Source organism: Mycobacterium neglectum (genome assembly GCF_002591975.1).
Taxonomy (GTDB): domain Bacteria; phylum Actinomycetota; class Actinomycetes; order Mycobacteriales; family Mycobacteriaceae; genus Mycobacterium; species Mycobacterium neglectum.
The window spans coordinates 1-13,117 of sequence record NZ_NVQE01000024.1 but is presented as its reverse complement, the minus strand read 5'-3'; the positions used below and the strand labels follow the sequence as shown (position 1 = coordinate 13,117).

The 13,117-nt window shown below is 66.4% G+C and carries 15 protein-coding genes; 9 read left to right on the top strand and 6 right to left on the bottom strand.

Going from position 1 to position 13,117, the window contains the following annotated elements:
- Positions 1-3 precede the first annotated feature (3 nt).
- On the bottom strand, positions 4-480 hold the full coding sequence (ispF, locus tag CSQ99_RS18750; RefSeq protein ID WP_099040516.1) for a 2-C-methyl-D-erythritol 2,4-cyclodiphosphate synthase: 477 nt from the start codon (positions 478-480) through the stop codon (positions 4-6).
- A 15-nt stretch (positions 481-495) separates the two neighbouring features.
- On the bottom strand, positions 496-984 hold the full coding sequence (gene carD, locus CSQ99_RS18745; RefSeq protein ID WP_006243789.1) for an RNA polymerase-binding transcription factor CarD: 489 nt from the start codon (positions 982-984) through the stop codon (positions 496-498).
- 239 nt (positions 985-1,223) lie between these two features.
- Here carD and CSQ99_RS18740 point away from each other — a divergent pair, with 239 nt between their 5' ends.
- From CSQ99_RS18740 to disA, 3 genes are all read left to right on the top strand, one after another.
- Positions 1,224-1,787, top strand: coding sequence for a copper chaperone PCu(A)C domain-containing protein (locus tag CSQ99_RS18740; protein WP_099040515.1), 564 nt, complete (start codon positions 1,224-1,226; stop codon positions 1,785-1,787).
- Between the two features lie 78 nt (positions 1,788-1,865).
- Positions 1,866-3,248 carry a DNA repair protein RadA gene (gene radA / locus CSQ99_RS18735; RefSeq protein WP_099040514.1) on the top strand — a complete coding sequence of 461 codons (1,383 nt, stop codon included), beginning with the start codon at positions 1,866-1,868 and terminating at the stop codon, positions 3,246-3,248.
- Positions 3,249-3,258: 10 nt separating this feature from the next.
- Entirely contained in the window at positions 3,259-4,377 is a 1,119-nt protein-coding gene (gene disA, locus CSQ99_RS18730; RefSeq protein ID WP_099040513.1) for a DNA integrity scanning diadenylate cyclase DisA, read from the top strand.
- On the opposite strand, the gene CSQ99_RS18725 is transcribed toward disA, so the two are convergent.
- Both CSQ99_RS18725 and CSQ99_RS18720 read right to left on the bottom strand, forming a co-directional pair.
- Positions 4,374-5,129, bottom strand: coding sequence for a hypothetical protein (locus tag CSQ99_RS18725; protein WP_176561089.1), 756 nt, complete (start codon positions 5,127-5,129; stop codon positions 4,374-4,376). The genes disA and CSQ99_RS18725 overlap by 4 nt on opposite strands.
- Positions 5,130-5,190: 61 nt before the next feature.
- Complete coding sequence (locus tag CSQ99_RS18720; RefSeq protein ID WP_099040512.1) at positions 5,191-5,811, bottom strand: carbonic anhydrase; 621 nt, start codon at positions 5,809-5,811, stop codon at positions 5,191-5,193.
- Here CSQ99_RS18720 and CSQ99_RS18715 point away from each other — a divergent pair.
- Positions 5,810-6,688, top strand: a complete 879-nt coding sequence (locus CSQ99_RS18715) for an HhH-GPD family protein (RefSeq protein WP_099040511.1) — start codon at positions 5,810-5,812, stop codon at positions 6,686-6,688. The two genes, CSQ99_RS18720 and CSQ99_RS18715, sit on opposite strands and share 2 nt — an antisense overlap.
- 13 nt (positions 6,689-6,701) lie before the next feature.
- The gene (locus tag CSQ99_RS18710) at positions 6,702-8,060 is read left to right on the top strand and encodes an adenylate/guanylate cyclase domain-containing protein (RefSeq protein ID WP_099040510.1); all 1,359 of its coding nucleotides are present in this window, start codon (positions 6,702-6,704) and stop codon (positions 8,058-8,060) included.
- Positions 8,061-8,067: 7 nt separating this feature from the next.
- Here CSQ99_RS18710 and CSQ99_RS18705 read toward each other — a convergent pair whose 3' ends face one another.
- Positions 8,068-9,048 (bottom strand): helix-turn-helix domain-containing protein, encoded by a 981-nt coding sequence (locus CSQ99_RS18705; RefSeq protein ID WP_099040509.1) that lies wholly within the window; start codon positions 9,046-9,048, stop codon positions 8,068-8,070.
- Between the two features lie 71 nt (positions 9,049-9,119).
- On the opposite strand from CSQ99_RS18705, the gene CSQ99_RS18700 reads away from it, so the two are divergent.
- Positions 9,120-9,374, top strand: coding sequence for a hypothetical protein (locus CSQ99_RS18700; protein ID WP_099040508.1), 255 nt, complete (start codon positions 9,120-9,122; stop codon positions 9,372-9,374).
- Here CSQ99_RS18700 and CSQ99_RS18695 read toward each other — a convergent pair.
- Complete coding sequence (locus CSQ99_RS18695) at positions 9,348-10,112, bottom strand: alpha/beta fold hydrolase (RefSeq protein WP_099040584.1); 765 nt, start codon at positions 10,110-10,112, stop codon at positions 9,348-9,350. The two genes, CSQ99_RS18700 and CSQ99_RS18695, sit on opposite strands and share 27 nt — an antisense overlap.
- Positions 10,113-10,152: 40 nt before the next feature.
- Here CSQ99_RS18695 and mhuD point away from each other — a divergent pair, with 40 nt between their 5' ends.
- From mhuD to CSQ99_RS18680, 3 genes are all read left to right on the top strand, one after another.
- Entirely contained in the window at positions 10,153-10,476 is a 324-nt protein-coding gene (gene mhuD / locus CSQ99_RS18690) for a mycobilin-forming heme oxygenase MhuD (RefSeq protein ID WP_099040507.1), read from the top strand.
- Between the two features lie 10 nt (positions 10,477-10,486).
- Positions 10,487-11,809 carry a serine hydrolase gene (locus CSQ99_RS18685; protein WP_245908987.1) on the top strand — a complete coding sequence of 441 codons (1,323 nt, stop codon included), beginning with the start codon at positions 10,487-10,489 and terminating at the stop codon, positions 11,807-11,809.
- A 72-nt stretch (positions 11,810-11,881) separates the two neighbouring features.
- Positions 11,882-13,117, top strand: a 1,236-nt coding sequence (locus tag CSQ99_RS18680; RefSeq protein ID WP_141562700.1) for an HNH endonuclease signature motif containing protein, incomplete at its 3' end; no start/stop codon positions are given.

Genomic DNA, 13,117 nt, shown 5'->3' with positions numbered 1-13,117 from the left:
GGACTATTCGGCCGGAATCACCAGTGCGGTCGCGATGGCGGCCAAACCTTCACCGCGCCCGGTCAGACCCAGGCCGTCGGTCGTGGTCGCCGACACCGATACCGGGGCATCGAGGAGCTCGGACAGCAACTTCTGGGCCTCCGCCCGGCGGGGACCCACCTTCGGCTGATTACCGATGACCTGTACCGCGGCGTTGCCGACGCGATAACCCTCGGCAGCCAGCAGTCCACCCACGTGACGCAGCATGTTCTCGCCGCTGGCATCGCGCCATTCGGGACGTCCGGTGCCGAAGACCTCGCCGAGATCTCCGAGTCCGGCGGCCGAAAGCAGGGCATCGCACAATGCATGAGCGGCTACGTCGCCATCGGAATGCCCGGCACAGCCGTCAGCGTCAGCGAACAGCAGGCACAGCAGCCAGCACGGCCTACCTGCCGCGATCGGGTGTACGTCGGTGCCGAGCCCGACTCTGGGCAGAGTCACTGCTCGTCATGGCCTTCAGGAGGCGGCGGCAAGTGCCTCGTCGAGAATGGTCGCTGCCTTCTCGTCGTCGGTGTTCTCCGCGAGTGCGAGCTCACCGACGAGGATCTGGCGCGCCTTGGCCAGCATCCGCTTCTCGCCGGCGGACAGGCCACGCTCCTGATCGCGACGCCACAGATCGCGGACGACCTCGGCCACCTTGTTCACGTCGCCGGAGGCCAGCTTCTCGAGATTGGCCTTGTAGCGGCGCGACCAGTTGGTCGGCTCCTCGGTATGCGGTGCACGGAGCACCTGGAAGACCTTGTCGAGGCCTTCCTGTCCGACGACGTCTCGCACGCCCACGTATTCGGCATTCTCCGCAGGGACTCGAACGGTGAGATCACCCTGGGCGACCTTCAAGACGAGGTATTCCTTCGACTCGCCTTTGATGGTCCGGGTTTCGATCGCCTCGATCAATGCGGCACCGTGGTGTGGATAGACGACGGTGTCTCCGACCTTGAAAATCATCAGATTAGAGCCCCTTTCACAACCCAATGTTAGCACGGGCTCCGGACAGGCGTGGATCAACGGTGCAGGTCAGGGGCACTCCAGGTCGAGACTAGGGGTTGACAGGGTGATGAATACGTGCCACACGCTGCTGCCTTCGGAAAAACCGCCGGCTGTCTGTCGGCCCTCAGCTACCGCCTGCTAGGAGTAGCTACTACAGTCCATAGTCGAATCCAAAGTCCGTCGAGCAGGAGGCACGTGTGGACCGCTTCAAACTGGCCGCCTGTGGACTGGCGGCTGCCGTCGTGCTGAGCGCCTGTAGCGCCGGGCAGGTCTCCCAGACGGCCACCCAGGAAGCCGCAGTGAACGGCACCAGCGCGAACATCGGGAAGATCGCGGTGCGCAACGCTCACCTGCGGGTCGACCTGACGACGGATTATGCCCAGCCGGGCACCGACGTCGAGCTGATCTTCACCGCCTCCAACGACTCGCCCGACGTCAACGACAAGCTCGTATCGATCACGTCCGACGTCGGAACGGTGTCGCTGACCGGAGACACCGCGCTGCCCGCGTCGGGCACGCTGGTCGTCGGCGCCCCCGACGGGCAAATCACCGCGCTGGAAAGTGTCGACACGGCCGAGGCTGCCGAGGCCACGGTGCAGCTGTCGAAGCCGGTTACCAACGGCTTGACGTACAACTTCACGTTCACGTTCGAGCAGAGCGGTGAGGGCACGTTCGCCGTGCCGATCTCCGCCGGTGAAAGCCCCCGGCGCGAAGAAGGCGGCAGCGCGGGCCACTCGGGCGGCGGCGAAGGCGGTCACTGACCGCAACACTCTGCGACACGGCACGTCACCACTGGGTTTTCTCGGGTTTCTGTCGGTCCCTGCGGCTACCGTCTTGTCGTGGCCAAAGCGCGTTCGCAGTATCGCTGCTCGGAATGCCACCACGTCACTGCGAAATGGGTTGGCCGCTGCGCGGACTGCGGCACCTGGGGCACTGTCGACGAAATCGCGGTGCTGTCCGCGGTCAACGGCTCAGCGATGCGACGTGCGGTGGCCCCCACGTCGTCCGCGGTGCCAATCAGCTCGATCGATCCCGGCCAGACGCGCCACATCCATACCGGAATCTCCGAACTTGATCGGGTTCTCGGAGGCGGGGTGGTCCCCGGCTCGGTGATACTGCTGGCTGGTGATCCGGGAGTCGGAAAGTCGACCCTGCTGCTGGAGGTCGCGCACCGCTGGGCAGAGGCCGGCAAGCGGTCCCTGTATCTGTCGGGCGAGGAATCAGCGGGCCAGATCCGGATGCGGGCAGAGCGCACCGGTTGCACACACGACGAGCTCTACCTGGCCGCCGAATCGGACCTGCAGATGGTGCTGGGCCATATCGACGAGGTACAGCCCGGCCTCGTTGTCGTCGACTCGGTGCAAACCATGTCCACGACGGAGGCCGAGGGCGTCACGGGTGGCGTCACCCAGGTGCGCGCGGTGACCACGACGCTGACCATGGCCGCCAAAACCTCCGGCATCGCCATGATTCTGGTCGGCCACGTCACCAAGGACGGCGCGATCGCGGGGCCGCGCTCACTCGAGCACCTCGTCGACGTAGTTCTGCACTTCGAGGGCGACCGTCAGTCCTCGCTTCGCATGGTTCGCGGCGTCAAGAACCGCTTCGGCGCCGCCGACGAGGTCGGTTGTTTTCTGTTGCACGACAACGGGATCGAGTGCGTCTCCGACCCTTCGGGCCTGTTCCGCGATCAGCGCCCCAAGCCGGTTTCGGGTACAGCCGTCACGGTTGCGCTCGACGGTAAGCGACCGCTCATCGGTGAGGTTCAGGCACTGATCGGCTCACCAGCCAGCGGGTCACCACGACGGGCGGTCAGCGGTATCGACTCGTCGCGCGCGGCAATGATCACCGCGGTGCTGGAGAAGCGGGCCAAGCTACCCGTCGGCGCCAATGACATCTACCTGTCCACCGTCGGGGGTATGCGGTTGACGGATCCGTCCGCGGACCTGGCGGTGGCGCTGGCGATCGCGTCGTCGTACACGGACCTGCCAATGCCCGCCGCGGCCGTGGCGATCGGTGAGGTCGGTCTGGCCGGCGATCTGCGGCGCGTGACCGGCATGGATCGGCGTCTTGCCGAGGCCGCGCGGCTGGGCTTCACCTCGGCGGTGGTGCCTCCCGGCGTGACGTCTGTGCCGGCCGGGCTGCGCGCGATTCCGGCGGACGATATCGGCTCGGCATTGCGGGTGCTGCGGGAGATCGCGCAGAATAACGGCCGATCCTAGGAGGGGACCGATGGCGGTCAAGCCAGGTGGGAGGTCTAGCCGCACTGTTGTGCAGCTGGCGCGCCCGACTTTGCGCGAGACAATCTCGCGACTGGCACCCGGGACGGCGCTACGCGACGGGCTCGAGCGCATCCTTCGCGGCCGCACCGGCGCCCTGATCCTCGTCGGCTACGACGACAGCGTCGAGGCGATCTGCGACGGTGGCTTCTCACTCGACGTCCGCTACGCACCCACACGGCTGCGCGAGCTGTCGAAGATGGACGGCGCCGTGGTGCTGTCCAGTGACGGCAGCCGCATCCTGCGGGCCAACGTGCAGCTGGTGCCCGACCCGTCGATCCCCACCGAAGAATCGGGCACCCGGCACCGGTCCGCGGAACGCACGGCCATCCAGACCGGCTACCCGGTGATCTCGGTCAGCCATTCGATGAGCATCGTGACCGTTTACGTGGCCGGCGAGCGCCACGTGATCCCCGACTCGGCGACCATCCTGTCGCGCGCCAACCAGACCATCGACACGCTGGAGCGCTACAAGGCGCGCCTCGACGAGGTCAGCAGGCAACTGTCGACGGCCGAGATCGAGGACTTCGTCACGCTGCGCGACGTGATGACGCTCGTGCAGCGCCTGGAGATGGTCCGGCGGATCAGCCTCGAAATCGACTCCGACGTAGTCGAACTCGGGACCGACGGGCGTCAGGTCAGGCTGCAGCTCGAGGAGTTGGTCGGCGACAACGAAATCGCCCGTGAGCTGATCGTGCGTGACTATCACGCCAACCCCGACCCGCCAACGGCCGCCCAGGTGAGCGCCACGCTGGACGAACTGGACCACCTTTCCGACAATGAACTGCTTGATTTCACCGCCCTGGCAAGGGTTTTCGGCTACCCATCGACTGCCGAGGCGCAGGATTCCGCGATGAGCTCACGCGGATATCGCGCTATGGCGGGCATTCCGCGGTTGCAGTTCGCCCATGTCGATCTGCTGGTGCGCTCGTTCGGATCGCTTCAGGGATTGCTGGCCGCGAGCGCGAGCGATCTGCAGAACGTCGAGGGAATCGGATCGATGTGGGCGCGCCACATCCGGGAAGGGCTGTCGCAGTTGGCCGAATCGACGATCGCCGACCGGTTGGCTTAGCCCACCGCGGCTGGCGGCGGTGCGCCCTCACCGGGCGGGGGTGCCGGCGCGGGCTGGGCGAGCATGAACGGAACCGTCGCCGAACGCAGGTTGCCCAGCTGGACCACCAGGTTGTACATCCCGGCCCCGATCGGCTGACGCGGCAGCGGGCAGTTCGGCGCCGAGCCCATGCCCGTCCAGGTCACTTCCGTCGTCACCTGCTCGCCCGGCTGGAACGTCTTGACCAGCGTCTCGTTCGATGGTGCGCAGTCCAGGTTCGACCACAGCCGACCATTTTCCAGCGTGTAGACATAGGCAGCCAGGACTGCGGCGCCCACATCGCGTTTGCACGCCACCAGCCCGATATTGGTCACCACCATGGTGAACTTCGGCTGATCGCCGACGACGTACTGCGGCTGGTTGGTGATGCCCTTGACGGCCAACGTCGAATCCGGGCAGTCGTCGCCCTCGTTGAGAATCGGTGGTGGTGCGACGGCCGCGGTTGGGGTCGGAGTTGGCGGCGGGGCGTCCTGAGCCGGCGGCATCACCGGGGTCTTGACCTCGGGGTTCTCACCTGGCAGCGGGGTCGGAGTGGCGGCGGCAGGAGCAGGCTGTTCAGCGGCCGTGTTCTCGGTGCCCGAAGTGGTCTTGACGATGACGACCGCGAGGGCAGCGATGATGCCGATCACCACTACAGCAACGCCCATCGCCAGCGCTCTGCGGCGCCAGTAAATCTGAGTGGGTAAGGGGCCCTGCGGCTCTAGATCCAGCACAATTCACACGGTAAGCCCAGGTCATGCCTGATCGTCCGACGTCGCTCGGCGTGTCGCGCCCTCAGCTCTCGCCGATGTCACCCACGTGGTCCCGCAAAACCACCCGGCCATCGCCCAGACGGTACGTCAGTCCGACGATCGCCAGCGTGCCCGCCCTGACCCTTTCGGCGATGGCTGTCGATCGAGCCACCAGTTGCGTGCCGGTCTCCGTGACGTGCCGCGCCTCGAACTCGTCGACCCTGGTCAGCCCATCGCGCCGACCCAACAGGATCGACGGCATCACCCGTTCGACGATGTCACGCACGTAGCCGCCGGGAACCACGCCGTCATCGAGCGCCGACAACGTCGCCTTCACTGCGCCGCAGCTGTCGTGGCCGAGTACCGCGACGAGCGGCACGTTGAGCACCGTCACCGCGTACTCGATGGACCCCAGCACCGCAGAGTCGATGACATGGCCCGCGGTACGGACCACGAACATGTCACCGAGGCCCTGATCGAAGATGAGTTCGGCAGCCACCCGGCTGTCCCCGCAACCGAACACCACTGCGGTCGGCTTCTGCGCCTCGGCCAGGCTCGCGCGGTGCTCGACTCCTTGGCTCGGGTGCTCGGGCTTACCCGCGACGAAGCGCTCGTTACCCTCCTTGAGTGCTTTCCACGCGGTCACTGGGCTGGTGTTGGGCATGACCGACATTGTGCCTCAGCTGCTCGCTTGGTATCGCTGCGAGCAGCGCGACCTGCCGTGGCGGCGCCCAGGGGTCACGCCGTGGCAGATCCTGGTCAGCGAGTTCATGCTCCAGCAGACACCTGTCGCCCGCGTCGAGCCGATCTGGCTGACATGGATCGCGCGCTGGCCGACCCCGTCGGCGACCGCCGCCGCAGGCGCCGCTGACGTCCTGCGCGCCTGGGGAAAGCTCGGTTATCCGCGTCGCGCCAAGCGGCTGCACGAGTGCGCGACGGTGATCGCCACAGAGCACGAGGACGTGGTTCCCGCAGATGTCGAAACGCTGCTGACACTTCCTGGCGTCGGCTCGTACACCGCCAGGGCGATCGCGTGCTTCGCCTACCGCGAGCGGGTGCCGGTGGTGGACACGAATGTCCGCCGCGTGGTGGCCAGGGTGGTGCACGGGCGCAGCCATGCTCCAGCCTCGCCGACGTCGGTTCGCGACCTCAACGATGTCGCAGCCATGTTGCCCGATGGCGCCGACGCGCCAACATTTTCGGTCGCCCTGATGGAACTCGGAGCGACGGTGTGCACGGCGCGCTCACCGCGGTGCGGGCTGTGCCCATTGAGTGTCTGCGCGTGGCGGTCGAACGGGTATCCGGAAGCCGCGGCTCCCGTCCGCCGAGCGCAGCGGTATGCCGGAACGGACCGCCAGGTGCGCGGCCGGCTGCTGGATGTGTTGCGCGGCAACGACTCTCCGGTCCAACGGGCGGAGCTCGACCTGGCGTGGGTGACCGACACCGCTCAGCGGGATCGCGCGCTGGACTCGCTGCTGGTCGACGGGTTGGTGGAGCAGACCGCAGACGGACGTTTCGCACTTGCCGGAGAAGGCGACTAGTTAGCCTGGTGTTGTGGCTGTGACCAGTTCGGGGGCGCCGCGGACCCGCTACGCATCGCGTGGCGACTTGGACATCGCGTATCAGGTCCTGGGCGACGGTCCCCTCGACGTCGTCGTCATGCCGGGGCCGTTCATCCCGATCGACTCCATCGACGCCGAACCCTCGATGTACCGATTTCATCGTCGGCTGTCGTCGTTCTGCAGGCTGATCAGATTCGACCACCGCGGCATGGGGATGTCTTCGCGGATCGGGGCCGACAAGATCACACCGGCCTGCTGGGCCGAGGACGTCGTCGCGGTGATGGACGCCGTCAGATCAGAGCACGCGACGATTTTCGCGACGGGGTTCTCGGCGATGAGCGCGCTTTTCCTGGCTGGCGACCGGCCAGAGCGGGTGTCCAACCTGGTGATCGTCAACGGCGCCGCCAGGGCCTTGTGGGCGCCGGACTACGAGGTGGGATCACGCGCGAACGCGGCGAGCCCGTTCACCACTGTCGCGATCGAACCCGACGCGGTCGAGCAAGGTTTCGATGTGCTGGCCTACCTCGCACCGTCGGTCGCCGACGACGTCGCGTTCCGCACATGGTGGGATGCGGCGGGGAATCGGGCGGCATCGCCGAGTATGGCCCGCAGATCGAGCCAGGCGCTGGCGGAGAGCGACGTGCGGGACAAGCTGGCGCAGATCACCGCACCGACGCTGGTGATGCATCGCAGGGATACGGCCTTCGTCCCGGTCGGCCACGGTCGATACCTGGCCGAGCACATTGCCGACGCCCGCTACGTCGAGTTGCCTGGTGGGGACGCGCTCTACTGGGTGGGTGACAGCTCACCGATAGTCGATGAGATCGAAGAGTTCATCACCGGAACCCGCGGCGGCGCGGAATTCGAACGCGTCCTGACCACAATCGTGTTCACCGACATCGTCGGGTCGACTCAGCGTGCCGCGGCCCTCGGCGACGGCCGGTGGCATGCCCTACTCGACAACCACGACACCATGGTCCGCCGCGAGCTCGAGCGGTTCCGCGGAATCGAGGTCAACACGGTCGGCGACGGCTTCGTCGCGATGTTCCCCAGCCCCAGTGCGGCCATCCAGTGTGCATCCGCGATCGTCGACGCGGTACGACTGCTGGGCATCGAGGTGCGGGCGGGCATCCATGCCGGAGAGGTCGAGGTGCGCGGGGACGACATCGCCGGGATGGCAGTGCACATCGGCGCGCGGGTGTCGGCGCTGGCGGGGGCGAGCGAGGTGCTGGTGTCCTCGACGGTGCGCGAGATCGTCACGGGCTCAAGGCAGACCTTCGACGATCGCGGTGAGCACGATCTCAAGGGTGTGCCAGGCCGCTGGCGGGTATACGCGGTTGTGCGTGAATAGCGATTCGTCAGGCGCTGGCCGCGGTTTCGTCGCCGGAGTCGTTGCAGCAGAACCTGCGTCGGTAGTCCGAAGGCGTCACCCCGACGGTCCGGCGGAAATGATGGCGTAAGAGCGTGGCGGTGCCGAAGCCGGAACGCTCGGCGATGCGGTCGACGTCGAGGTCGGTCTCCTCCAGCAGTGTGCGGGCGTAGAGCACGCGCTGATCGGTGACCCACTGCATCGGTGTGCGGCCGGTCTCCTCGACGAATCGCCGCGCGAAGGTGCGGGCCGACATGTGCGCACGGGTAGCCAGAGCGGCGACCGTGTGCTGTTGGTCGAGGTGGGACTGGATCCAGTCCAGATGCGGCGCAAAGCGTTCCGAGCACCGCACCGGTATCGGTTGATCGATGTACTGCCGTTGGCCGCCGTCGCGCTGAGGTGGCACCACCATCCGACGGGCGATCGTGTTGGTGACCTCACTCCCGAGTTCACGACGGACCAGGTGCAGACACGCGTCGATGCCAGCTGCGGTGCCGGCGCTGGTGATCAGGTTCCCGTCGTCGACGAAGAGCACGTTACGGTCGACCTTCGCGGTCGGATACTGACGGGCCAGATCGTCGGCGTGCATCCAGTGCGTCGTGCACGGCCGGCCATCGAGAAGCCCGGCGGCGCCCGCAAAGAATGCACCCGAACACACCGTGAGAATGATCGACCCGGAATCGGCGGCGGCTTTCACGGCCTCGAGCGCCTCGGGCAGGTATTCCGTTCCGCCGATCGCCGGGATCGCCACCAGATCCGCTCCCACCAGGCCATCAAGGCCGTGATCGGGGATGATCGTTGCGCCGACCGAGGTCCGCAGTGGCTTGCCCGCCTCCGGCCCACAGACCTTGAAATCGAAGTTCGGCACCCCGTCTGCTGAGCGGTCGATGCCAAAGACTTCGCAGATCACGCCGAACTCAAAAATCGCTAGACGGTCCAGCACCAGCACCGATACGCTCTTTATCGCCATGGCAGCATTTTATCCCAAGGTGTCCTTTCTGCCACTGTTGGCGGGATATTTATCAGCGGAGCATTACTGCCATGACGATTGCACTGTCACTTTTGATCCTGGTCGCCCCGTTCGCTGTCGCAGCAGGACTCGGTTGGGTGGCCCACAGGACCGGAATTTTCCGGTTCAGAATCGACCAGTTCCGGGTGGCCGGCCCCATGTCGGGCCGCTACTTCGAGGACGACCGCGACGCCTTCCGCATCGACCATGACGTCGACGCCATCCGCACGCGGTTCGAGAAGCAGCCGTTGTGGCCCGGCTCAGGCTCGCTGCGCGAGGGTCGTTAAGAACGACTCGACCCCCTGCTGGTAGATCTGTGGCGCATCATCGTGGATCAGATGACCGGCGCCGGGCACGTGCAAGTACGTGGACCGGTGGCCGGTTTCCGCCATGGTGCGCATCTGCCCCGCGGGCGTGACCGAGTTGCCCGCCTCCAGCAGTAGTGCTGGCGACCGCACCAGTGACCACTGATGCCAATAGTCGCGGGTGCCCCACTCGGCGGCGATCTCGATCCAGGTACTCGGATGGCCGTGCAGCCGCCAACCGGTAGCGGTCCGGTCGAATGCCTCGAGGAAGTACTGTCCCGCGACGGGTCCGAACTCGTCGTAGATCCTTTGGGCCGTGTCGAATTCGACGGGAAGCGCGTGCAGCCACGGTTCCCACGGGCCGGTGGTGCGACCGCGGAAATCCGGTGCCATGTCCTCGACGACGAGAGCACTGACCAGCTCCGGCCGGCACGCCGCCAGACACCACGAGTGCAGCGCACCCATCGAGTGACCGACCATGACGGCCGGGGAGCCCAGCGACTCGACGGCCTCGCCGAGGTCGTCGACGAACCGCTCGGTGCTGATCGGATGCGTATCCACGACGTCGCGCCCGCGGTGCCACGGCGCGTCGTAGGTGTAGACCTTGCCCAGCCGGGTGAGCCACGGCAGTTGCCGCGGCCACGTGCTGCCCCGTCCCATCAGGCCATGGACGAGGACCAGCGGTTGGCCCTCGCCGCCGTGGGCGGTCAGGTATCGCATGCCGTAATCATGCCGAGTGGCATTCGGTAGCCTGAATCCCATGCCCTCCCCGAACGTAGTGGTGAAGATCAACGCAATCGAGGTGCCGCCCGACGCTGGTCCGGAACTGGAGAAGCGGTTCGCGCACCGCGCGCACGCCGTTGACAACCAGCCCGGTTTCCTGGGCTTTCAACTGCTGCGCCCGATCAAGGGCGAGGACCGCTACTTCGTGGTGACGCAGTGGGAGTCCGAGGAGGCATTTCAGGCGTGGGCGACGGGCCCGGCGATCGAGGCACACAAGGGACAGGCCACCAACCCCGTGGCCACCGGCGCATCGCTGCTGGAGTTCGAGGTTGTCCTGGACGTTGCGGGCGAAAAGGCTTAGCGCGCGCCGCGTGGCGCGCCTGCCGCTTGCCGTCGCGGTGGTTGTCGCGCTGGCAAGCGGCTGTACCAACAGCGCAACCCCGGCGCCGGCGGCGGACGCGGCTTACGGCGTGCCCATCGAGGTCAACACCCCACCGGGCCTACGTGCCAAGCAGACCATCGACATGCTCAACTCCGAGTGGCCCATCGGAACCGTCGGAGTACGCACGCTGGCTGCCCCGGCACAGGTCAACGGCGTCACATCCGCAATGGGCAACCTGTGGTTGGACCGCCCGATCACCGTGGCGGGAATCGACATCGGAGCGGGCCAGGCGACGCTGCATGTGCTGACGTCTTACGGTGTCGCACAAGACATTGCGCTTCGCACCAACGACGATGGCCTCGTCGACCGTTTCGAGGTGTCACTGAAACAGCCGGCGATCAAGACGTGGGCCGACATCGACGCCGAACTGTCGAAGACGGGTGCGCGGTACTCGTACCAAGTCTCGAAAGTAAACGACGGCAAGTGCTCGACGGTCGCAGGCGCGAACACCGACCTCTCACTGCCACTGGCCTCGATCTTCAAACTCTATGTGCTGCTTGCGGTTGCCGAAGCCGTCCATGCCGGCACTGTGGAATGGAACGACCAGCTCACCATCACCGAAGAGGCGAAGGCCGTCGGATCCGCCAGCCTCGAGGAGCTGCCCCCCGGCGCGCAGGTGTCGGTGCGCAAGGCGGCGCAGGAGATGATTTCGGCGAGCGACAACATGGCGACCGACCTGCTCATCGCGCGGCTGGGGCCCGGCGCCGTCGAGCGTGCCCTGGTCACCGCGGGTCATCATGACCCCGCGAGCATGACGCCGTTCCCGACCATGCATGAGCTGTTCTCGATCGGCTGGGGCCAGCCGGATCTTCGCGAGCAATGGAAGCAGGCTTCTCCACAGGGTCGTGCGCAGCTGCTGGAGCAGACGAATTCCCGCCCGTTCCAACCAGATCCAATCCGTACCGGAACACCTGCATCGGAGTTCGGCGCCGAGTGGTACGGCAGCGCCGCAGACATCTGCCGCGTCCATGCCGCGCTACAGGCGACGGCGTTCGGTGCAGCCGCCCCGGTCCGGGAAATACTTTCCGCCGTTCCCGGTATCTCGCTGGACGAGTCGAAGTGGCCCTACATCGGCGCAAAGGGCGGGAACCTGCCGGGCGACCTGACCTTCAGTTGGTATGCGGTCGACCGCACAGGCCAGCCATGGGTGGTCAGCTTCCAGATGAACTGGCCGCAGTTCCGCAGTCAGACCGCTGCCGGCTGGCTGTTGGCGATCGCGCACCAGACGTTCGACCTGGTTCCGACGGGCTAGTGTCGCTGAGCGACATTGTCGCTATCAGCTTGTGGCCCAGGACTTGTCGGACCCTTCTGTTTTGATGGGGTTATGTCCTCGACCGCCACTTCTGACGCACCTGTTATGCGTCCGGTGGATCGTCTGGAGGTGTTGTTCGGCGAGTTGGGCGAGTTGATGGGTCAGCGCAACGCCATCGATGGGCGCATCGTGGACATTGTGGCCGAGCTGGACCATGACAATCTGGTGGGCATCACCGGGGCCCGCTCGATCGCGGCGCTGGTGGCGTGGAAGACCGGTAGCTCGGCCAGAAACGCCGCGAAGGTCGCCACCATCGCCCACCGGCTGCCGCAGTTCCCGCGCTGCGCGCAAGGGATGCGTGAAGGATGGCTATCGCTGGATCAGGTGGGCATCATCGCCGAGAAGGCCGGCGAGGGATCTGATGAGCATTACGCGGGCCTGGCCCGGTGCGCGACCGTCAGTCAGCTGGGCACCGCTTTGAAGGCCGAACCACCGCTAGAACCCGAACCCGACCCCTGGAGCAATACCGACCCCGACCCTGACTGCGCACCCCCACCTGAGCCCGAGCGGCACCCTTTGCTCACCAAAACCCACAGCGACGAGCATTACACCTACTGGAAAATCCAACTGTCTTCCCTGGACGCCGCGATGTTCGATGCCGCCGTGCAGTCGCATCTGGATGCCGCGATCGCCGAATGGACACGCGCACACGACAACGACGGTTTGCCTGCAGAACACCGGCCGCCGTTTCCCACCACCGGTGCGGCGTTGATGAGCCTGATCGAAGCCGGCTGGGACGCCGAGGTGGCCCGCCGCCCGCACGGGCAGCGTTCCACCGTCATCGCCCACCTCGACGTCAAGGATCAGGTCGCCCAGTTGCATCTGGGTCCGCTGCTGTCCGACGCCCAACGCCAATACCTGACCTGTGACGCGACGTGTGAGGTGTGGTTCGAACGCGACGGCCAACCCATCGGCGCCGCACGCGCCACCCGCACCATCAGCCGCCGCCTGCGCCGTGCTCTGGAATACCGCCACCGGACCTGCGCGGTGCCCGGCTGCGGAGCCACCCGCGGTCTACACGCCCACCACATCCGGCACTGGGAAGACGGCGGCCCCACCGACCTGCACAACCTGGTCCTGGTCTGCCCGTATCACCACCGCTGCCATCACCGCGGCGCCATCACCATCACCGGACCAGCACCCAACATCACCGTCACCGACAGCGACGGGCGAGAACTCAGCCCCGGATCGCTGGCCCGACCACCCAACAGGCCCCCACCCTGGCTCTTATACACATCCCCGAGCCAA

Excerpts from the sequence above, each read along its gene's own strand:
- carD (WP_006243789.1), bottom strand. The coding sequence starts at position 984 with ATGATTTTCAAGGTCGGAGACACCGTCGTCTATCCACACCACGGTGCC.
- disA (WP_099040513.1), top strand. The coding sequence starts at position 3,259 with ATGGCGGTCAAGCCAGGTGGGAGGTCTAGCCGCACTGTTGTGCAGCTG.
- CSQ99_RS18715 (WP_099040511.1), top strand. The coding sequence starts at position 5,810 with ATGACCGACATTGTGCCTCAGCTGCTCGCTTGGTATCGCTGCGAGCAG.
- CSQ99_RS18720 (WP_099040512.1), bottom strand. The coding sequence starts at position 5,811 with ATGCCCAACACCAGCCCAGTGACCGCGTGGAAAGCACTCAAGGAGGGT.
- CSQ99_RS18705 (WP_099040509.1), bottom strand. The coding sequence starts at position 9,048 with ATGGCGATAAAGAGCGTATCGGTGCTGGTGCTGGACCGTCTAGCGATT.
- CSQ99_RS18700 (WP_099040508.1), top strand. The coding sequence starts at position 9,120 with ATGACGATTGCACTGTCACTTTTGATCCTGGTCGCCCCGTTCGCTGTC.
- CSQ99_RS18695 (WP_099040584.1), bottom strand. The coding sequence starts at position 10,112 with ATGCGATACCTGACCGCCCACGGCGGCGAGGGCCAACCGCTGGTCCTC.
- mhuD (WP_099040507.1), top strand. The coding sequence starts at position 10,153 with ATGCCCTCCCCGAACGTAGTGGTGAAGATCAACGCAATCGAGGTGCCG.